Here is a 19784-nt window from a genome sequence, read left to right on the forward strand (position 1 = left end):
GCGCGGGCGGTCAGGCCAGGTCGACGTGCACACCGGTCGACTTCACCCGCGCGGTGACGGTGACCCCGACGGCGAGCCCCAGCTCCTCGACCGCCTCGCGCGTCACAAGGGACACCAGCCGGTGCGGACCGGACTGGATCTCGACCTGCGCGGCCACGTCGTCCAGCCGTACCGCCGTCACGATCCCCACGAACGAGTTCCGCACCGACGTCGGCACGTCGTCCTCCGGCACGGCGTGCGGCCCGGCGCCCCGCTCCACGGCGAAGCGGGCCAGATCGGCGCCCTCGACGACCCGGGCTCCCGTGCCGTCCCTGGCCACCCGGAGCCGCCCGCCGTCGGCCCACCGGCGCACGGTCTCCGCGCTCACTCCGAGCAGCTTCGCGGCCTGCCCCATGCTGTACGAAGGCACTGCGGCACCCTCTCACTCGATGGTGTGGAAAGCGGCCCCGGGGCCCCTCTCGGGCGTCTCCGGGTGATCTTCGAAGCCTAGACTTCCCGCACATGTCGCTCTGGCTGCTCAATCATTCCAGCACCTTCACGCTCACCGTCGTCACCGTCGGCGGAACCATTCTGCTGGCCGTCGCCGGCAGCGTCCTGGCCCGCCGCAGATACCCGTCGCTGGCCCAGGGCGAGCACAACGACATGGTGGGGGTGACCCTCGGGATGTTCGGGGCGATCTACGGGATCATCCTCGCCTTCGTCATCGTCACGCTCTGGACGCAGCTGGACACCACGCAGACCATCGTCGCGACCGAGGCGACCGACATCGCCCTCATCTCCCGGGACGCCGCCGCCTTCCCCGCCCCGGTCCGCGCCGACGTCGACGCCGCGCTCAGCGGCTACGTCCACGGGGTCGTCGAGGACCAGTGGCCCCGGATGCGCGCCGGGCAGCCCAGCTACGGCGCCACGGCCGAGAAGCTGCAGAAGGTCTTCGACGCGCTCCAGGCGTACGAGCCGAGGACCGCCAGTGAGAAGGTCTTCTACGAGCAGGCCGTCGCCCGCCTCAACGACGTCGCGGGCCAGCGCCGCGCGCGCCTGGACATGGCGGAGCAGGAACTCCCGCCGCTGCTCCAGGCCCTGGCCTTCGGCGGCGCGATCGTCCTCATCCCCCTCACCTTCCTGTACGGCATGCGGCGGCTGCGCATCCAGCTGCTCTTCGTCTCGGCGGTGGCCGGTCTCGTCGGCTTCAGCCTGCTCCTCGTCTTCGTCCTCGACCGCCCCTTCGCCGGCGACCTCAGCGTGAGCCCGGCACCGTACAAGGAGGGGGCGCTCGCCCAGTACTGGGGCGGGTGAAACCCGGCCCGCGTCACCCGCCGGGCGGCGGCTCGGCGGCCCGGGCCCGCAGCCAGGGCAGGGCGTAGTCGGCGATGGCCGCGCAGAGCGCGTCGGCCGTCGCCTCCCCGTCCCCGTCCCCGTCGCCCGGGAACTCCCACCAGAGGTCGCCCTCGGGCCCCGGCATCAGCTCCGCGATCCGCACGGCCGGCGGCAGGCCGGGAAGGGCGTAGGTGGCGTTGGGCTTGGGGCGGGCCGGCCAGCGGGGGACCTCGGCCCGGGCCCGCTCCCAGGCGTCCTTGCCGATGACCGACAGGTTGACCGTGACCCGCTGCCGGTCGGCGGTGTTGCCCCGGCTCTTCTGGAAGCCGAGCTGTACCCAGCGCGTCTCGTCCGGCAGCAGCCACGTCGGGCCCGATCCGGCGAGGCCCAGCTCGCGCAGCCGGGGGCCGATGCGCTCACGCAGCAGCGTGTCGAAAGCCATGGGCACCGTCCCTCTCCTCACCGTCGGCGGCACACCCGCCCCGGCCGTCCCCTCACCCTCGCACGGGCCCGCCCGCCGGGCACCAGATGTCCGGCGGGCGGGTGGCGGGGCCCGGTGGCGGGCGGCGGGCAGGTCAGGCCACGCCGCGGATGCGGGTGACGAGGAGGCCGCCGGCGAGGATCACCAGGGCCGCGGCGGCGTACAGGCCGGTGTAGCCGCCGAGGTGGGCGATGACCGGTGCGGCGAGGGCGGGGGCGAGGACCTGGGGGCCGGAGTTGGCGATGTTGATGACACCGAGGTCCTTGGCGCGATCGGCGGCCCGCGGCAGCACCTGGGTGACCAGGGCCTGGTCGACGGCGAGGTAGATCCCGTACCCGGCGCCGAGGACCGCCGCCGCGACGAGGGCGGACGGCCAGGTGTGGAGCAGGGCGAGCAGCAGCGCGGCGGCGGCCATGACGACCGAGCAGACCACCACGAACGTCCTGCGGCGGCCCACCCGGTCGGAGAGCACCCCGACCGGGATGGCGGTGGCGGCGGCGCTGAGCGTGTAGACGCCGGTGAGGATCAGCACGCCGGTGCCGGGGTCGGCGTAGTGGACGGCGTCGGCGAGGAAGTAGAAGAGGTAGAGGGTGCCGAGGGCGTTGCCTAGGTTGATCAGGAAGCGGGTGAGCCAGGCCCAGCCGAAGTCCGGGTGGAGCCGGGGGCTGACCCAGAACGACCGCGCGAAGGCGCGGGCGTCGAAGGCGGGACGCAGGGCCCGGGGCAGGGCCGGTTCGCCGTGGCGCAGCACGAAGGGGAGGGCGAGGGCGACCGTGAGCACGGCGAGGGTGACGTAGCCGGAGCGGACGCCGGTGACGAGCAGCGTGGTGATCAGCGCGCCGAGGACCAGGCCGATGGACTGCGTGAGGCCGGTCCAGCCGGAGACCTGCGCGCGCTGGGCGAGCGGCACGCGGTCGGCGACCGGGGTGGTGACCCCGGCCAGCATCGCGTTCAGGCCCGCCTGCGCCAGGCACCAGCCGACGGCGACCCCGGCGACCGTGTGCTGGCCCGCCGTGAACACCAGCCCCGCCGCCCCCGCGAGGGCGCCGCCGAGGGTCCACGGGCGGCGCCGCCCGAACCGGCTCGTGGTGCGGTCCGACCAGGCCCCGGCGATCGGATTGGCGAGGACCGCGACGAGCGCGCCGAGGCCGGTGACCAGCGAGAGCGCGGCGTTCTTGTCCTGCGGGGCGATCCGCTCCAGCTGGAGCGGCAGCAGGATCTGGATCGGGGGCATGAAGGCCATGAAGACGGCGAGGGTGGCCAGCGAGAGACCCGCCGTCCACCCGGCGCCCACGGGGGCGGTGGGCTCGTCGAGGAGGCTGGAGTCGGCGGGACCCCCGGCGGGTGCGCTCATGCCCGCTGGGCGGCGATCAGCGCGCGGTACCACTCGAAACTCGCGCGGGGCGTGCGGAGTTGGGTGGCGAAGTCGACCTCGATCAGGCCGAAACGCTGGTGGTAGCCCTCGGCCCACTCGAAGTTGTCCAGCAGGGACCAGGTGAAGTAGCCGCGTATGTCGACCCCTTGGTCCATGGCGCGGGCGATGGCCCGGAGGTGGCCCGCGAGATAGTCGACGCGGGCCCGGTCGTCCGGCCCGGCGGGCTGCGAGCAGCCGTTCTCGGTGATCCACACCGGGGGCAGGGCGTCGCCGTAGCGGTCCTTGAGGCCGGTGAGCAGTTCGGTCAGCCCGTCGGGGACGACCGGCCAGCCGAACGAGGTCCGCTCGTACGCCTCTTCGGGCTCGGCCAGGTCGAAGGGCAGCCCGGCCGCCGGGTCCGCGGGGGCGGTGACCCAGGTCGGGTTGTAGTAGTTGACGCCGAGGCCGTCCAGCGGGGCGCCGATCGTGGCGAGGTCGCCGTCGCGCACCAGGCCGCCCCAGGCCGGGTCGGGCATGCCGTACGCCGAGAGGTCGGGGTAACGGCCTTGCAGGAGCGGGTCGTTGAAGAGGCGGTTGTGCAGGATGCCGTAGGCCTCGGCGGCCGCCGCGTCCTCGGCCGACCGGGCGTCGGAACGCAGCCGGACCGGAGTGCAGTTGTTCGCGACCAGCACCTGCGCGTCCGGCACGGCGGCCCGCAGCGCGGCGGCCGCGAGTCCGTGGCCGAGGAGCTGGTGGTGGGCGACGGGCAGGGCGTCGAGCAGGAGGGCCCGGCCGGGGGCGTGGACGCCGAAGCCGTAGCCGAACGACATGTGCACGAAGGGCTCGTTGAGGGTGATCCACCGCTTGACCCGGTCGCCGAGCCGCTCCGCGACCACCTCCGCGTACGCGCCGAAGTGGTGGGCGGTGTCGCGGTTCAGCCAGCCGCCCTCGTCCTCCAGGGCCTGCGGCAGGTCCCAGTGGAACAGGGTCGGGGTGGGCTCGATCCCCGCGCCGAGCAGGGCGTCGACCAGCCGGTCGTAGAAGTCGAGCCCGCGCGGCTCGACCTTGCCCGCGCCGGTCGGCAGGATCCGCGGCCAGGAGAGCGAGAAGCGGTACGCGTCGAGGCCGAGCCGCCGCATCAGCGCGACGTCCTCCTCGAACCGGTGGTAGTGGTCGCAGGCCACCGCGCCGGTGTGCCCGTCGCGGACGGCGCCGGGGCGGCCGACGAAGGTGTCCCAGACCGAGGGGCCCTTGCCGTCCTCGTCGGCGGCGCCCTCGATCTGGTACGCGGCGGTCGACGCCCCCCAGACGAAGTCGCCCGGGAATTCCGGCAGTCGGGTGGGATCGGTGGAGCTGGAAGTCACAGGCACCTGCCTCGATCGCGGCTCGTCCACGGCGGGCCGCAACATAACATGAACCCTTGTTCATGTTCTATGGGTCGCGCGTGACTCCGGACGGGGAGCGGAGGAATATTCGCGTGCGAGGGATCAGGGGCGGCCGTTAAGGTCGGTCGCATGTGCTCCGTCATCCAGAACTTCCAGGCGAACAGGCTCCGTTCCGCGCGCTGACCGCGGCTCCGGCCCCTGACGCGCCCGCGTCCAGCGTGCCGCCGGTCCCGAGGTCCCACGTGTCCACGACCGTTCACCTCAGGATGACGAGGATCCACCACCATGCGCTCATCGACCGCGCGCCCCACCTTCATGTTCGTCCACGGCGGTTCCAGCAACGCCCGGGCCTGGACCCCGCTCCGCAACGAGCTGGCCCTGCGCGGCCACCGCTCGTACGCCGTCGACCTGCCCGGTCACGGCGACCCGGCCGCGGGCCCCGCCACGTACCACCGCCAGACCCAGGACCGTACGGCCCTGGCGGGCGAGACCTCCCCGATGGACGGCGTCACCCTCGCCGACAACGTCCGGCACGTCGTCGGCGTGCTGCGCCGGCTCGCCGGCCACGGCCCGGTCGTCCTCGTCGGCAACAGCCTCGGCGGCGTCACCCTCACCGCCGTCGTCAACGCCGCCCCGGACCTCGTCCACCGCGTCGTCTACCTGTCGGCGCTCTGCCTCGCCGACCCCGCCCAGCTCACCGAGGCGTGGGACGTCGTCGACGAGAACCTGCTCGACGCGGCGGTGGCCCCCATCGCCGTCCCCTACGAGGTGCCCGGCGGGGACCCCGGCGTCGTCCGCCTCGACTGGCGCCGCGCGCACACCGATCCCGAGATCTTCGCCGCGCTGAAGGCCGCCATCATGGCCGACGCCCCCGACCACCTCTTCCGGCACTTCCTCGACGGGCTCGACGCGGACGAGAACCACGGCGTCATGGAACCGGGCGCGCTGATCCGCCCCGAGGCGTGGCGCCGCGTACCGCACACGTACGTGCGTCTCTCCGCCGACCACAGCCTCACCCCGGCCGTCCAGGACTACATGATCCGCGCGGCGGACGCCCTCACCCCGGACGCCCCGTTCGAGGTGCGCACCCTGCCCACCTCGCACGTCGGATACGTGAGCCGCCCGGAGCTCTTCGCGGAGCTCCTCGCGGGGCTGGTGTGACGAGGACGACGAAGGGCGGGACGTGCACCGCCGCTTCGGCGTCCGCTGGTGATTTCAGGCCATTCAGCTCTGTCGCCGGGACGCGCGCACCGCTCTGATCCACGATCTTTCGTGAGTGGTGGTCGGCATCGCCGACGACCCGCACCCGCACCGCCCTCACCCCCCCTCGTCATCAACTGCTCCCGACCCCACCCGGCCGCCTCCCGCACCCCAACGGGAGGCGGCCGTCCACCCACCGAACGAAGGAACGCCCATGAGCCCCCGGCGCCGCACCGTCACCGCCGCGATCACCTCCCTGCTCACCGCCGGGCTGCTCGGCCTCGCCCAGCCCGCCCACGCCGCGGGCCCCGCCGACCTGTACACCACCCTCAGCGCCACATCCGGGCCGAGGACCATCAGCTACCCGGTGCTCTTCGACAACGCGGGCCCCAACCGGGCCACCGGCACCGTCACCGCCACCCTCGCCCTGCCCCCGCAGACCATCAGTGCCACGGTCGACTTCGGCTACTGCGACTACGACAACGCCACCAAGGTCCTCACCTGCGACCTCACCGGCATCCCGGTCGGCCAGGGCATCCGCCCCACCGTCACCGCCCAGATCGGCGCCCTGGCCCTGGGCCCGCTCACCGCGACCGCCACCATCACCGGTACCGACCCCGACCCCGACCCCGCCAACAACATCGCCACGGTCACCTGCACGGCCCTGACCGGCCTGGTCATCGTCTGCTGACCCCGGACCCGGAGCCGGACCCGGAGCCCCGAACCCCCGAGTCCCTAGGCCGGGTCCGTCAGCCGTTCGCTCAGGTCCTCCCAGTAGACGTCGAGCATCCGCTTCAGTTCGTCCACGGTCCCGCGATCCGGCTCGCCCCCGCCCTTGAACACCTCGTGCAGCACGGCGTTCGCGGCCCACACCACCATGCGGGTCGCGCGCCGTGCCCGCTCGCCGCCGGGCGCTCCGGTCAGATGCTCCACGATGCGCTGGAGCCCCGCGGCGACCAGCGCGTTGCTCGCCTCGTCGGCCCGCGCGAGCTCGGGGCTGAGATGCCGGCCGGCCCAGAGCGCCATGCCGCCCGGCTGGGACCGGAAGAGCCCGGCGTAGACGTCGACCATCGTGCCCACCAGGTCGGTCAGTTCGCCCGCGAGGGCCCGCTCCACGAGGCCGTCGATGGCGCGCGCGAAGCCCTCCAGATACCGCCGCCCGAGCGCGTCCACGACGGCGCCCTTGTCGGCGTAGAACTGGTAGATGCTGCCGACCGGCGCGCCCGACTCCTCGGCGATCCGGCGCATGGTGAGGGCCTCGTACCCCTCCTGGGAGAGGATCCGGTCGGCCGCTTCGAGGATGGCCTCGACCCGGGCCCGGCTGCGGGCCTGCCGCGGCTGCCTGCGCAGGCGCGGCTCCGGTGCCTCCGTCGTCTCCGGCGCCTCCGTCGTCTCCGTCGTCTTCGGTGTCTCCGTCATGACGTGCCTCCGGTCGCCCGGCGGGGCGGCGGCGGGGCCGTGCTCGCGCGCACGACGAGCCGGGGCTCGACGGAGCGCGGCTCGGGGAGGGAGCCGGGGGCGGCGATGCGGCGCAGGAGATGGGTGACGGCCTGGGCGCCGATCTCCCCGAAGGGCTGGGCGACGGTGGTCAGGGACGGCGAGCAGTACTCGGCGAGCTCGATGTCGTCGAAGCCGATCACGGAGACGTCCTCGGGCACCCGCCGGCCGGCCTCGTGCAGGGCCCTGACCACGCCGAAGGCCATCTCGTCACTGGCCACGAAGACGGCCGTGACATCCGGGATCCGGGCGAGCACGAGCCCGTTGCGATAGCCCGAGGCGGGCGTCCAGTCGCCTTCGAGCGGCGGCGGTACGGAGCGCCCGGCGGCCTCCAGGGCGGAGCGCCAGCCGTCCCGGCGCAGGCCCGCCTCCAGCCACTCGTCCGGCCCCGCGATGTGCCAGACCGTCTCGTGCCCGAGGTCGAGCAGGTGCCGGGTGGCCATGCGGGCGGCCTCGGCCTGGTCGAGGGCGACGACCGCGGTGGCGTCGGTGCGCGAACCGTCGGTGGTGAGGGTCGGGGTGCCCCGGGTGAGCTGCTCGATCCTCGGGCTGCTGTGGATCAGCGGCACCGAGAGGATGATCCCGTCGACGCCCTGCTCGGCCAGCCGGGACAGCGCGTGCTCGATGGCGAAGGTGTCGAGCGAGGTCGTGGTCGCGGTGGAGACGGCGTAACCGGCCGCGTGCGCGGCGTTCTCGATGCCGGTCGTGACGGCGGCCCGGGAGTAGAAGTTGGTCTGGAGGGTCACCACGCCGAGGGTGCGGCTGCGTCCCGAGGACAGCGCGCGGGCGGCGCTGTTGCGCCGGTAGCCGAGCTGCTCGACCGCGGCCAGGACCTTCGCGCGGGTCCGCTCCTGCACATGGGGGTGGCCGGCGAGCGCGCGCGAGACCGTCTGTGCCGAGACCCCCGCGACCCGGGCGACGTCCGCCATCCCCGGTTGGCGCGCGCCTTCCACCGTGCCGCGTCTGCCCATCGTTCCCCCTCCCGTCCCTCCCGCCGTTCGCCGCCGATGGTAGCGCCCTCTTCCGGCGGAACGGTTGGCAGCGATAACAGTCTCTGCCATAGTTTCGGCCGTCGCCGGAGTGATTCCGCCGCCAGCTACTCATGTTCCCTTGAGGGAAGGGAAGTTGAGCGTGTTTGGCATCGCTAACATTCCTGCCTCAGCACCGCGAGTCGCGTCACCACCTGACCCCCACCCCTCACCCGAGGAGTACTCGTGAAAGCTCCCCGCAGCAGACTGCTCGGCGTGCTCGCCGCGGCGGCCCTGGCCGTCGCCGCGGGCGCCTCGCTCGCGGCGCCCGCCGCCTCGGCGGCACCCCCGGCCCCGGCCCCGGTCCCGGCCGCCGCCCCGGCCGCCCCGGCGGCGGCCACGTACACCGTCACCGTCGGCGCGAAGGGCTCGTGGACCCGCCCGGACGACACCCCGGCGAGCCCGTACCTCGACAAGGACGGCACCTTCTACTACCAGCAGGCGCACGCGCTCTACGGCGCCAACGAGGGCCGCAGCTGGACCTTCTACACCGGCACGAACTTCGACACCGCCAACCGCTCCGGCACCCTCAGCGACGCGGTCAACCCCGCCAACTCCAACGACCGCAACAACGACACCACCTGGCGCTGCAACAACAGCCCCACCGGCGTCCAGTCCACCCAGGCCCCCGCCGGCAGCGGCTACGCCCACCGCAACTACTGCGACCTGACCGGCCTGTGGGTCGACCCCGACACCGGCGACTGGTACGGGCTCGTGCACAACGAGTTCACCCCGCAGCCCTTCGGCGACGGCATCCACTACGACGGCATCGACTACGCCGTCTCCAAGGACCAGGGGAAGACCTGGACCATCAAGGACCACGTCATCACCTCGCCGTACAGCACCAAGCGGGGCGACACCGCGGCCTTCCCGCAGCAGACCTACCACTACGGCACCGGTGACCCGAGGCTCTTCGTCGACACCGCCTCCGGCTACTTCTACGTCTTCTACGGCTCGCGGATCGTCGACAAGGGCGGCAGCTGGCGCGCCTTCTACGGGCATGTCGCCCGCGCCCCCATCTCCGGGAAGATGGCCCCCGACTCCTGGAAGAAGTGGTACGGCGGCGCCTGGACCGAGGCCGGTGTCGGCGGCCGCGAGAGCACCATGGTCCCGGTCGGCGCGAGCAGCACCACCGGATACGTGCCGACGGACAAGGAGTACGCCCCGGGCAGCAGCGGCACGGTGAGCCAGCAGGTCGCCGCCGGACTGACCCCGGCCACCTCCCCGCTGTTCGTCATGGACATCACGTACAACGCGTACCTCGGGCTCTACGTCGGCGAGCCGCAGGCCGTCGACCAGAGCGGCAACGCCCCGCAGGAGCTGTACGCCACCGACGACCTGACCACCCAGAAGTGGTTCCGGCTCGGCGACACCGGGACGTACAAGACCGCCTCCTGGTACCGCTGGTTCCTCGACAGCGGCAGCAAGACCGGCTCCGGGACCGTCGGCAAGGACTTCCGCGCCTACTGCTCCTTCGGCTGCTCGGGCGGCTCCAGCAGCGAGTACGTCAACCTGAGCATCGGTACGAGCGCCCCCGCCGCCCCCGTCGACACCACGAAGACCTACCGGATCGGCAGCGCCGCCGGCCGGGTCCTGGCCCAGGTCCAGGGCGGCTCCGCCACCACCTCCACGGCCGCCGCCACGGGCTCCGCGCTCGAATCGTGGATCTTCACCGCCAAGGGCGACGGCTCCTACCGGATCGCCAACGCCGCCACCGGCCAGTTGCTCGGCGTCGCCGCCACCGACCCGACGAGCCGCGCGTGGGGCACGAAGCCCACCGTCACCCCGGCCGGACCCGGCGGCTCCACCGTCGGCCAGGAGTGGTTCGTCAGCCGTGGCACGGCTGCCGCCGACAACGCGCCCACCGGCACGTACAAGCTGGTCAACCGCTACAGCGGCCTCGTCGTCGGCCTGTCGGCCGACACCGCGCGGACCGCCGAGACCACGCCCGTCCGCGCCTGGACCGACACCACCGGCAGCCCGGTCGGCGGCGGCCGCGCGGCGGGCGAGCAGACCCTGACGCTCACCGCGACCGGCGACGTCCCGGGCGGCGGCTCCCTCGACGGCGTCCACACCCTCACCACCGGCGGCAAGGCCCTCGACGACCCGGACAGCAGCACCGCGAACGGCACCCAGCTCATCACCTGGACCGCGAACGGCGGCGCCAACCAGAAGTGGACCTTCACCCGCCAGACCGACGGGAGTTACGAGCTGAGGAACGGCTACTCCGGCAAGTGCGCCGACGTCGAGAACGGGGCGGCGGGCGCGGGCGCCAAGGTCATCCAGTGGACCTGCCACGGCGGCGCCAATCAGCGCTGGACCGTCACCCGCCTGGCGAACGGCACGTACACGGTCGCCTCGGCCGGCAGCGGCCTGCTCCTGACGACGGCGACGACGGCCGACGGCTCCCTGGTCACGCAGCAGGCGGACACGGGGAGTTCGCGGCAGCAGTGGGCGATCGGCTGAGGCCGAAGGGCCGCCGGGTCACCGGGTCGCCTGGCCCGGCGGCCCGTCGGCCCTGCCGGGCCAGGTCTACTGATCAGTAGCCATTCCGCCCGGTCTCCCTATAGTTGGGCATGTGCCTGACAGTCGTGGCGTCGTGCCACCCCTGGACGGCACCACACCCCGAAGGGAGCGATCAGCGCATGACCAGCCCCGAGAGCGCGGGACACGCCTACGACGTCGTCATCAGCGGCGCCAGCCTCGCCGGCAGCGCCGCCGCGATCCTGCTCGCCCGTCGCGGTGTCCGCGTCGCCCTGCTGGAACGCCGCTCGGACCCCGCCGCGTACAAGGTGCTCTGCACCCATTCCATCACCGCCAACGCCTACCCGGTGCTCGACGAACTCGGACTCGTCCCCGCCCTGGAGAAGGCCGGTGCCGTCCGCAACGAGGCGCGCTGGTACACCCGTTGGGGCTGGATCGAGCCGAGGGCCGCGCCCGGCGGGCCCGAGCTGCCCCACGCGTACAACGTCCGGCGCAGCGTCCTGGACCCGATGATCAGGGCCCGCGCGGCCGAGACGCCCGGCGTCGACCTGCTCCTCGGGCACCAGGTGACCGGTCTCCTCAGGGACGGCGGGCGCATCGCGGGGGTGCGGGCGTCGACCCCCGACGGCGAGCGCGAGATCGGGGCCCGGCTGGTGATCGGCGCGGACGGCAAGGACTCGGCCGTCGCCAAGTTCGCCGGGATACCCGCCCGGAAGCACGAGAACGCGCGCTTCGGCTACCTCGCGCACTTCCGCGACCTGCCGCTGGCCGGAGGCATCGGCCAGACCTGGTTCCTCGAACCCGACATGGCGTACGCCTTCCCCAACGACGACGGCGTGACCGTGCTCGCCGTCCTCCCGGACAAGAAGAAGCTGCCCGCCTTCCGGCAGGACCTGGAGGGCAGCTTCCTCTCCTTCGTCCGCGCCCTTCCCGACGCGCCGCCCGTCGACTCCGCCGAGCGCGTCTCGAAGATCATCGGCACCGTCGACTACCCCCTGCACAGCCGCAAGCCGGCCGCACCGGGCGTCGCGCTCGTCGGCGACGCCGCCCTGACCGGCGACCCCCTGTGGGGCGTGGGCTGCGGCTGGGCCCTCCAGTCCGCGCGCTGGCTCGCGGACGCCGTCGCCCCCGCCGCGACCGGCCGGGGCGGCCCCGCCGCGCTCGACAAGTCCCTCGCCGCCTACGCCCGAGGACACCAGCGCCGACTGCGCGGCCACCAGCAACTGGCCGCCGACTTCGCCAGGTCCCGGCCGTTCAACCCGATGGAGAGCCTGGTCTTCTCGGCGGCGGCCCGCGACGAGGCGATGGCCCGGCACATGTACCTGTTCGCCTCCCGCCTGATCGGCCCGCTCCGCTTCCTCAGCCCCTCGGTCGTGGCGAAGGCGGTGGCCATCAACCTCCGGCACCGGCGGCACCGGAGGGAGGCCGCGGGGCCTACTCGGTGATCTCGATGACCCCGTCGCCCGCCGGCGCCGGGGTCGGCACCGCCGCCCGGCCCGGCTCCGGCTTCTTCTGCGCGAAGCCCTGGAGGAGCGAGCCGAGGTCGACGCCGGTGGCCGAGGTGAGCAGTTCCATGCCCTGGGCGACGTTGTCCGTGACGGTACGGGTCAGGCGGCTCGCGCCGTCGGTGGAGATGACGGTCATCTTGTCCACGGCGGCCAGCGGCTCGGCGGCCTTGGCGACGATCTGCGGCAGCGCGTCGACCAGCATCTGGAGCATGGCCGCGTCCCCGTACTGTTCGAACGCCTCCGCCTGCTTCCGCATGGCCTCGGCCTGCGCGGCACCCTTCGCCGCGATGGCGGCGGCCTCCGCGTCGCCCTCCAGGCGGACGGCGTCGGCGATGGCGGCACGCCGGGCGCGCTCGGCGTCACCGCGCTTGGCGCCCTCGATGGCCTCGGCCTCGGCCAGGGCCTGGCGGCGCTGCTTCTCGCCCTGACCGGTCAGCCGGGACCGCTCGGCCTCCGCCTCGGCGGCCGCGATGGCGGCCAGCCGCTCGGCCTCGGCCTGCTTGACCCGGGCCACCCGCTGCGCCTCGGCCTGCTGCTCCGCCTCGTACCGCTTGGCGTCGGCCGGCTTGCGGACCTGGGTGTCGAGCTGCCGGTCCGTCAGGGCGGCCTGCCGCTCGGCGACCTTCTCCTGCTCGGTCAGGATCTGCTGCTGCCGGTCCGCCTCGGCCAGCGGGCCCGCGGCGTTGGCCTGGGCGGCGGCCGCGTCGGTCTCGGCCTTGATCTCGGCCTGGCGCAGATACAGCGTGCGCTGCGCGACCGCGATCTCCTCCTCGGCCTTCAGCCGGGCCTGTTCGGCCGCCCGGCGGGCGCTCGCCTCGGCGATGTCGGCCTCCTGCTTGGCGCGGGCGGCCTCCGGCCTGCCGAGGTCCTCCAGGTAGGAGCCCTCGGTCGTGATGTCCTGGATCTGGAAGGCGTCGAGCACCAGGCCCTGCCCGGACAGGCTGGCCTCGGCCTCCTCCGCGACCTGCCCGGCGAACGCGGCCCGGTCGCGGATGATGTCCTCGACCGACATGCGGCCGACGATCGAGCGCAGCGCGCCGGACAGCACCTCCTGGGTGAAGCCGACGATGCCGTCCTGCTGCATCAGGAAACGTTGGGCGGCGGCGCGGATGGAGTCCTCGGTGCCGCCGACCTTGACGATGGCGACCCCGTCCAGGTTGGCCTTGACCCCGCGCAGGGTGACGGCGCCGCGCACGGCGACCGGGATGTGCCGGCTGGACAGGTCGAGGCTGAACTTCTGCTGCACGAACGGGATGACGAAGACCCCGCCGCCGACCACGACCTTCTGGCCGCTGTTGTCGGTGAACACCTGCCCGGTGTCCGGGTCGGTGGACTTCTTGCCACGCCGGCCCGTGACGATGAACGCCTCGCTGGGACCGGCGACCTTGTACCGGGTGACGACGACGAGACCGAGCAGGACGAGCAGGACGACGATGCCCACGACGGCCAAGAGGACAGGGCTCATGAGGAGACCCCCTTCGAGCGGAACGGATCAGGACGTGCGGAGGTGGGGGAGGGGGGAGGGGTGCCGGGAAGGGCGCGCCCGGTCACCGGGCGCACGGAGGCGTCAGCGTTCGACCGGCCGCACGCTGACGGAGGTCGTCGAGAGCACGCCCTCGACCCAGACCTCGGTGCCGCGCGCGACGGGCGCGTCGGACTTCGCGGCGTACTTGACCGGCTGTCCGGCGAGCCGGAGCAGCACCTCGCCGTAGCCGCCGGCCGGAATGGCCGTGACGACGGACCCGGAACTCCCGGTGAGGTCCTCGCCCCTCGGAGCGGGCGCGGCGCCGTCGCGCATCAGGGCCCGGACGAACCGGCCCGTCAGCCAGGCCACGACGAGCCCCGCGACCGCGCCCGCACCCGAGGCGCCCCCCACCCCCACGCCGGTGGTCCCGAGCACGATCGCCCCCGTGAACCCGAGCGCCGACACGAAACCGGCCACCACCGGCAACGACAGGACCCCGTCCAGCCCTCCGCCCAGTCCGTCGAGGACCCCCTCCAGCACTCCGTCGAGGACCAGGCTCAGGACGAGCAGCACGAGACCTGCGATGCCGAGACCCAGAAACCACGTCATGCCCCTGTCCCTTCGGTCGCGGCGCGCTGCCTGCCGTTGGGTGAATCGTTCCATCGGACAGGGGTACGGTTCACTGCCGGACTCCGGCAATCTTTACGCGCTCTTGATGCCGCCCTGATGAGGCCGCCGCCCGTGGCGCCGGCCCGCCGCCGCGCTCACAGCTCCCGCTCCGGCCAGCCCAGCAGACGGGCGCCGATGACGGCGGTCTGGAGCGTGTAGCGCTGCGTGGGGTCGGCCGGGTCGGCCCCGGTCAGGCGCTGGATGCGGTCCAGCCGGTACGTGACGGCGCGCACGCTCAGCGACAGACGGCGGGCCGCCTCCGTGGTGACGCAGCCGCTGTCGAAGTAGGCGGTCAGCGTGTCCAGGAGCGGCCGGGCCCCGCCCCGCGCCTGGCGGACCGGGCCCAGCACCGTGCGCACCAGGTCCTCCATCGCCTGCCGGTCCCGCGTGAGGACCGGGTAGACCAGCAGGTCGGCGGCGTGGAGCACGGGTCCCTCCAGGCCCATGCGGTCCGCCAGGTCCAGGGCGTTGAGCGCCTCCTCGTACGAGTGGACGACACCGCCCGCGCCGGGATGCGCCCGCCCGACGGCGACCCGGCCGCCGTCGGTCGCCGCGTACGCCTGCTTGGCGAAGTGGCTCAGCACCTCGGGCTCGTCGGCGGGCGCGACACAGATCAGCCGGCCGTCCTTGGTCGTCAGCAGGATCCGGCGCTCCCCGAACCGGGCGAGCAGGGAGGCCTCGACGGCGCGGGAGACCGGGAAGCCGTCGCCGTACGGCTCCGGGCCCTGGGCCACGGCCACCGCGTGCGCGTGCGACAGCAGCAGCCCGAACCGCTCGGCCCGCTCCGCGAGACGGCCCAGGTCGCTGCGCCCGTACAGCAGGTCGTCGATGAACTCCCGGCGCGCCGCCTCCTCCTGCCGTACCGCCAGGGTCTGCGCCCGCTCATGGCCCTCCGCGAACGCGTCGACCGCCTGCTCGACGGCGGCGAGCAGCCGGCCGTCGTCCCCCCGCGCCCCGCCCGGCAGCGCCTGCCGCGCGGCGGCGAGATGGGCCCGTACGAGCAGCCGCAGCCCGAACCCGGCCTCCGCGGCCCGCTCGCCGCGCGCCCGCAGCGCCTCCAGCTCCTCGCGGGTCAGCCGCCGCCCCGTGGCGCAGACCCCGGCCAGCACCTCGGCGTACCCCTCCAGATACGCCTCCACCGGCACCGTTTCCGACATGACCTCTCCCGTGACCCCGTCCGCGCCCTTGACGAGTTTCTGACGCGCGGTGACCAAGGGTGGCACGAGCGGGGTCCCCACCCACCGGCTAGGGCCCGTCCTTCGGCGGCCGGAGGTCCAGCTCGGCCCACACCGTCTTGCCGTCCTCCCGGTAGCGCACGCCCCAGTCGACGGCGAGGGCCGCGGCGATGTGGAGGCCGCGGCCGCCCTCGTCCACGGCCTTGGCGTGGCGCAGGTGGGGAGCGGTGAGGGCGCCGTCGTCGACCTCGCACACCAGCGTCGTCTCGCCCCGGATCAGCCGCAGCGTGATCGGCGCGGTGCCGTAGCGGACGGCGTTGGTGACGAGTTCGCTGATGACGACCTCGATGGGGAACGTGTCGGCCTCCGGCCACCACGCCCGTACGCGGCCCTCCGCACTCCGGCGCGCCGGACCGACGGCCCGGAGCTCGGCCGGCACCCGCCAGTCCGCGAGGTCCCGCGACGGCAGCCGCCGGGTGCGCGCGACGAGCAGCACGCGGTCCGCGGAGAGCAGCGGTGCCAGGTCGTTGGCCATCGCCTCCGGGTCGCGGTGCGGCTCGGCGAGCGCGGCGACGACCTCGGCCGTCGTCGGGCCCTCGTCCCGCGAGGTGGCCGGCGAGGCGAGACAGATCGTGCTGCCCTCCGGCAGGACGAGACCGACGCTGGCGAACGGCGGCCCCTCCTCGCCCAGCAGCGGACCCTCGGGGAGCGGGGCCGGGTCGACCGAGCCGTCCGGGCGGACGATCGCGAGGAGCGAGGCGCCCGCCCGCGCGATGTCGAGCCGCCCGTGGACGGGATCGTGCACGGCGAAGGTGCAGTGCGCGGTGGGCTCGTCCACGCCCGTCGGCCCGCCCTGCTCGCGGGCCAGCCGCAGGACCGTCGCGTGCAGGCGCGCGAGCAGCTCGTGCGGGTCCAGGTCGAGCGTGCTGAGGCTGTGGACGGCGGTCCGCAGCCGGCTCATGGTCGCCACCGCGCTCAGCCCCGGGTGCTGCACCTGCCCCACCACCAGGGCGACCCGGGCGCCGGGCAGCGGCAGCGCGTCGAACCAGGAACCCGCGCCGCTGCCACCGGCCCGGCGGCGCTGCGCGATGTCGGCGGCCCGCTGGGTCTCCCGCTCCTGATGCAGCGGCCAGCCCTGGAGGGCCGTCATGACGATGTGCTCGCGGGTGAAGCGCAGCGCGTTCTCCAGCGCCGTCGCGGCCCGCGTCATGATGCCGTGCGCGAGGTCGAGATCGGCCGGCGTGTACGGCTCGCTGCCCGGCAGCCGCTCGAACGACACCGCCCCGAAGACCTGCCCCCGTACGGTTAGCGGCGCCACGAGCCGGACGGCGTTCCCGGTGTTCCCGGTGTTCCCGGTGTTCCCGGTGTCCCCGGTGTCCCCGGTGTCCCCGGTGTCCCCGGTGTTTCGGGCGTTCCCGGTGCTCCCGGCGTCCCCGGTGTCCCCGGCGGGCACCAGGGCCGGGGCGACCGGGAACGGGGACCCGAACAGACCGGGCAGCAGCACGCACCCCGCCGCCGGCACCGGCCGGCCCGCGTCCCTGGCCCCCACGGCGGCACACCGCATCAGCATCCCGTCCGCACCGGCGAGTTCCGGCGCGCGGCCCTGGAGGACCGCGTCGGTCAGGGCGACCACGACCACGTCCGCGAAGCCGCCGTCGAGCGCGACGTCGACCAGCTCGCGGGCGGTGACCTCGACGTCCAGCGTGCGCCCGATCCGCTCGCGCGCCTCGTGCAGCAGCCGCAGCCGGGCGTTGGCCGCCTCCCGCTCGGTCACGTCCACCGTCGTGGCGACCAGACCCACGACCCGCCCCGTCTCGTCGCGGAGCCGGTGGACCGACACCGACAGGACGTGCTCGCGGCCGGGGTCACCGGGCGGACGGCTGCGCACCAGGGCGTCCCGCACGGGCGTCCCCGTCGCCAGGACGTCGAGCAGCACGCCGTCGTCGAAGGTCACGCCCAGCGGCGCGTACGCCTCGGCGGCGGTGCGCCCGACGACGCTCTCCTCGGGGACGCCGCGCATGCCCAGGGCCACCGGGTTGACCCGTACCACCCGCAGATCCGTGTCGAGGACGTGCAGACCGATGGCCGACTGCGTGAACACGGCGTCCAGGACGGCCTCGCCCCACTCGCCCGCGGTCACCACAGGGCCTCCCGCCCCCTCGCCCCGGCCCGTCCCCCACACGCTCCCGCCCACCCGCGCCATCCCCGCCGCTCCTCGCCCCTGACCCATCGGCTCACCCGACCATCCTGCGTCGGGGGCGACGGATCGGCGCGGCGAGCGGGGACGCCGACGGCCCCTGACCGGCGGCGCCCCCCCACCGACTCACCCGTTCGGCGGACCGCGCTCGCCGGGCGCCGCCGGACTCGTGAGGCTGTGGTCAGGCCGTACGGGAGAGGGAGGAACAGGGGATGACGGTGGCGGAGGGGGAGAACGGGCGGGACGAGGAGCGGCGGGGCGAGGACGGGGACGGCGACCGCAAGGCCGGTCGGCTGCCCGGTAGGTTGCCCGGACTGCGGAAGCTGCGGGCCAAGTGGGGCCGGCCCCGTGGTTCCGACGTGACCTCCGGCATGGTGACCGGGCTCTTCTCGATCCCCGAGGGCATGGCGTACGCGTCGATCGCCGGCTTCAACCCCGTCGCGGGCCTGTACGCGGGCGTCGTGCCGCCGATCCTCGGCGCGCTCACCGCCCCCACCGTCCTCATGATCACCACCCTCACCAGCGCCATCGCGCTGACCGGGCAGAGCGTCCTCGCGGACGCCGGGCTCGACCCGCACGACGCCGGGAACGTGGCCGCGCTGACGGTCCTGGTCGGCGTCGTCATGCTCCTGCTGGGGCTGCTGCGGCTCGGCGTCGTGCTCTCCTTCGTCTCCAACGCCGTGATGGTCGGCTTCTCCACCGGCATCGCGCTCCAGATCGTCACCGGCGTCCTGAAGGACGCCACCGGCTACCAGCCGCACGGTCACAACAAGCTGGCCCAGCTCGCCGACTGGCTCCTCCATCCCGGCCAGTGGCAGCTCGGCGCGACCCTGGTCGCCGCCACGACCGTCGCCGTCTGGGCCCTGGCCCGGGCCGTGAAGCGCCTCGAACCCGTCGCCCTGCTCGTCGCCATGGGCGTGGTCAGCGTCGCCGTCGCCGCGCTGGGCACCCATGTCGAGCTGGTCCGGGACATCGCGCGCATCCCCGCCGCCCTGCCGTCCTTCACCCCGCCCGACTGGGGCGCGCTGCCCGGCCTCGCCGCCGGCGCCGTGTCCGTGGCGTTCGTCGCGCTCGCCCAGGCGGCCGGCATCGCCCCGTCCCTGCCGAACCCGGACGGCAGCCGGTCGAGCGTGAACGGGGACTTCGTCTCCCAGGGCCTCGCGAACGTGGGCGGCGGCCTGTTCCAGGCCCTCCCGTCCGGCGGCTCCCTCTCCCGTACGGGCGTCGCCGTCTCCGCGGGCGCCCGTACCCGCTGGGCCGGTGTCGTCTCGGGCGTCTTCCTCGCCGTCGTCGTCCTGGTGGCGGGCTCGCTCGCCGAGCACATCCCGATGCCCGTCATCGGCGGTCTGATCCTGGTCGTCGGCGGCGAACTGATCTGGGGCAAGCGGCAGGACATCGTCCTGGTGCTGCGCACCTCCCGGCTCTCCGCCGCCGCCATGGTGGTGACCTTCCTGGCCACCACCCAGCTCCCGCTCCAGCGCGCGATCGTCGTCGGAGCCGTCCTCTCGCTCCTCCTGTACTGCGTCCAGGCCGCCCGCCGGGCCCGCTTCGTGGCCCTGACCCGCGACGCGGACGGGCGCTGGTCCACCGGACCCGTACCGGAGCGGCTGCCGTCGGGCGAGGTCACGGTCCTCGACTACGAGGGGACGAGTCTCTTCGCCGAGCTCCCCACCCTCCGCACGACCCTGCCCGACCCGTCCGGCGCGCGGAACGCCGTCCTCGTCCTGGTCGTCCGTACCGCTCCCGACATCCCCTCGTCCGCCATCCTCAAGGCCCTGCGCCGGTACGCAGGCACCCTCGGCGCCCAGGGAGGCCGGCTGATCCTCGCCGGGGTGCAGCCCGCCACCGTCGACGTCCTCGCCCGCACCGGACTCGCCGAGCACATCACCGTCGTCCCCGCCGCCGACGGCCCCCTCCTCGCCCCACTGGAAGCCAGGCTGCAGGGGCAGTTGCCCGAGCACCAGCGGATCTGCCGGCTGTGCTTCGAGATCAAGTCGGTCGCGGAGATCTCGGCCCTTCTCTCCATC

The 19784-nt window shown here is 74.0% G+C and carries 16 protein-coding genes; 6 read left to right on the forward strand and 10 right to left on the reverse strand.

Annotated elements, in window-relative coordinates; translation table 11 throughout:
* Positions 1 to 10: 10 nt before the first annotated feature.
* Positions 11 to 409 carry a TOBE domain-containing protein gene (locus tag ABTZ54_RS29205; RefSeq protein WP_351668785.1) on the reverse strand — a complete coding sequence of 133 codons (399 nt, stop codon included), beginning with the start codon at positions 407 to 409 and terminating at the stop codon, positions 11 to 13.
* 92 nt (positions 410 to 501) lie between these two features.
* Here ABTZ54_RS29205 and ABTZ54_RS29210 point away from each other — a divergent pair, with 92 nt between their 5' ends.
* Entirely contained in the window at positions 502 to 1293 is a 792-nt protein-coding gene (locus tag ABTZ54_RS29210) for a bestrophin-like domain (RefSeq protein WP_351668787.1), read from the forward strand.
* Between the two features lie 13 nt (positions 1294 to 1306).
* Here ABTZ54_RS29210 and ABTZ54_RS29215 read toward each other — a convergent pair whose 3' ends face one another.
* The 3 genes from ABTZ54_RS29215 to ABTZ54_RS29225 form a co-directional block, all read right to left on the reverse strand.
* Positions 1307 to 1756, reverse strand: a complete 450-nt coding sequence (locus tag ABTZ54_RS29215; RefSeq protein ID WP_351668789.1) for a DUF4304 domain-containing protein — start codon at positions 1754 to 1756, stop codon at positions 1307 to 1309.
* 133 nt (positions 1757 to 1889) lie between these two features.
* Positions 1890 to 3149: an MFS transporter gene (locus ABTZ54_RS29220; protein ID WP_351668791.1), complete on the reverse strand. Its 1260-nt coding sequence runs from the start codon at positions 3147 to 3149 to the stop codon at positions 1890 to 1892.
* Entirely contained in the window at positions 3146 to 4519 is a 1374-nt protein-coding gene (locus ABTZ54_RS29225) for a GH1 family beta-glucosidase (protein ID WP_351668793.1), read from the reverse strand. The genes ABTZ54_RS29220 and ABTZ54_RS29225 overlap by 4 nt, the downstream gene beginning before the upstream one ends.
* A gap of 300 nt (positions 4520 to 4819) precedes the next feature.
* Here ABTZ54_RS29225 and ABTZ54_RS29230 point away from each other — a divergent pair, with 300 nt between their 5' ends.
* The gene (locus tag ABTZ54_RS29230; RefSeq protein ID WP_351668795.1) at positions 4820 to 5695 is read left to right on the forward strand and encodes an alpha/beta hydrolase; all 876 of its coding nucleotides are present in this window, start codon (positions 4820 to 4822) and stop codon (positions 5693 to 5695) included.
* A gap of 253 nt (positions 5696 to 5948) precedes the next feature.
* Positions 5949 to 6425 (forward strand): hypothetical protein, encoded by a 477-nt coding sequence (locus ABTZ54_RS29235; protein WP_351668797.1) that lies wholly within the window; start codon positions 5949 to 5951, stop codon positions 6423 to 6425.
* 44 nt (positions 6426 to 6469) lie between these two features.
* On the opposite strand, the gene ABTZ54_RS29240 is transcribed toward ABTZ54_RS29235, so the two are convergent.
* A complete protein-coding gene (locus ABTZ54_RS29240) occupies positions 6470 to 7153 on the reverse strand; it encodes a TetR/AcrR family transcriptional regulator (RefSeq protein WP_351668799.1) in 684 nt (227 codons plus the stop codon).
* On the reverse strand, positions 7150 to 8160 hold the full coding sequence (locus tag ABTZ54_RS29245; RefSeq protein WP_351668801.1) for a LacI family DNA-binding transcriptional regulator: 1011 nt from the start codon (positions 8158 to 8160) through the stop codon (positions 7150 to 7152). The genes ABTZ54_RS29240 and ABTZ54_RS29245 overlap by 4 nt, the downstream gene beginning before the upstream one ends.
* A gap of 285 nt (positions 8161 to 8445) precedes the next feature.
* Between ABTZ54_RS29245 and ABTZ54_RS29250 the strand changes: the two genes are divergently transcribed.
* Positions 8446 to 10725 carry an RICIN domain-containing protein gene (locus tag ABTZ54_RS29250; RefSeq protein ID WP_351668803.1) on the forward strand — a complete coding sequence of 760 codons (2280 nt, stop codon included), beginning with the start codon at positions 8446 to 8448 and terminating at the stop codon, positions 10723 to 10725.
* Between the two features lie 179 nt (positions 10726 to 10904).
* Positions 10905 to 12188 carry an NAD(P)/FAD-dependent oxidoreductase gene (locus tag ABTZ54_RS29255; RefSeq protein ID WP_351668805.1) on the forward strand — a complete coding sequence of 428 codons (1284 nt, stop codon included), beginning with the start codon at positions 10905 to 10907 and terminating at the stop codon, positions 12186 to 12188.
* Here ABTZ54_RS29255 and ABTZ54_RS29260 read toward each other — a convergent pair.
* From ABTZ54_RS29260 to ABTZ54_RS29275, 4 genes are all read right to left on the reverse strand, one after another.
* Positions 12178 to 13716 carry a flotillin family protein gene (locus ABTZ54_RS29260; RefSeq protein ID WP_351668807.1) on the reverse strand — a complete coding sequence of 513 codons (1539 nt, stop codon included), beginning with the start codon at positions 13714 to 13716 and terminating at the stop codon, positions 12178 to 12180. The genes ABTZ54_RS29255 and ABTZ54_RS29260 overlap by 11 nt on opposite strands.
* Before the next feature lie 102 nt (positions 13717 to 13818).
* Entirely contained in the window at positions 13819 to 14325 is a 507-nt protein-coding gene (locus ABTZ54_RS29265; RefSeq protein WP_351668809.1) for an NfeD C-terminal domain-containing protein, read from the reverse strand.
* 155 nt (positions 14326 to 14480) lie between these two features.
* Positions 14481 to 15542, reverse strand: a complete 1062-nt coding sequence (locus ABTZ54_RS29270) for a PucR family transcriptional regulator (protein ID WP_351668811.1) — start codon at positions 15540 to 15542, stop codon at positions 14481 to 14483.
* A gap of 88 nt (positions 15543 to 15630) precedes the next feature.
* The gene (locus ABTZ54_RS29275) at positions 15631 to 17700 is read right to left on the reverse strand and encodes a SpoIIE family protein phosphatase (RefSeq protein ID WP_351668813.1); all 2070 of its coding nucleotides are present in this window, start codon (positions 17698 to 17700) and stop codon (positions 15631 to 15633) included.
* A 269-nt stretch (positions 17701 to 17969) separates the two neighbouring features.
* On the opposite strand from ABTZ54_RS29275, the gene ABTZ54_RS29280 reads away from it, so the two are divergent.
* The coding region (locus ABTZ54_RS29280) for a SulP family inorganic anion transporter (RefSeq protein ID WP_351668815.1) at positions 17970 to 19784 on the forward strand (1815 nt) is incomplete at its 3' end.

Source organism: Streptomyces sp. NPDC094032, assembly GCF_040303965.1.
In the GTDB taxonomy this organism is placed as follows: domain Bacteria; phylum Actinomycetota; class Actinomycetes; order Streptomycetales; family Streptomycetaceae; genus Streptomyces.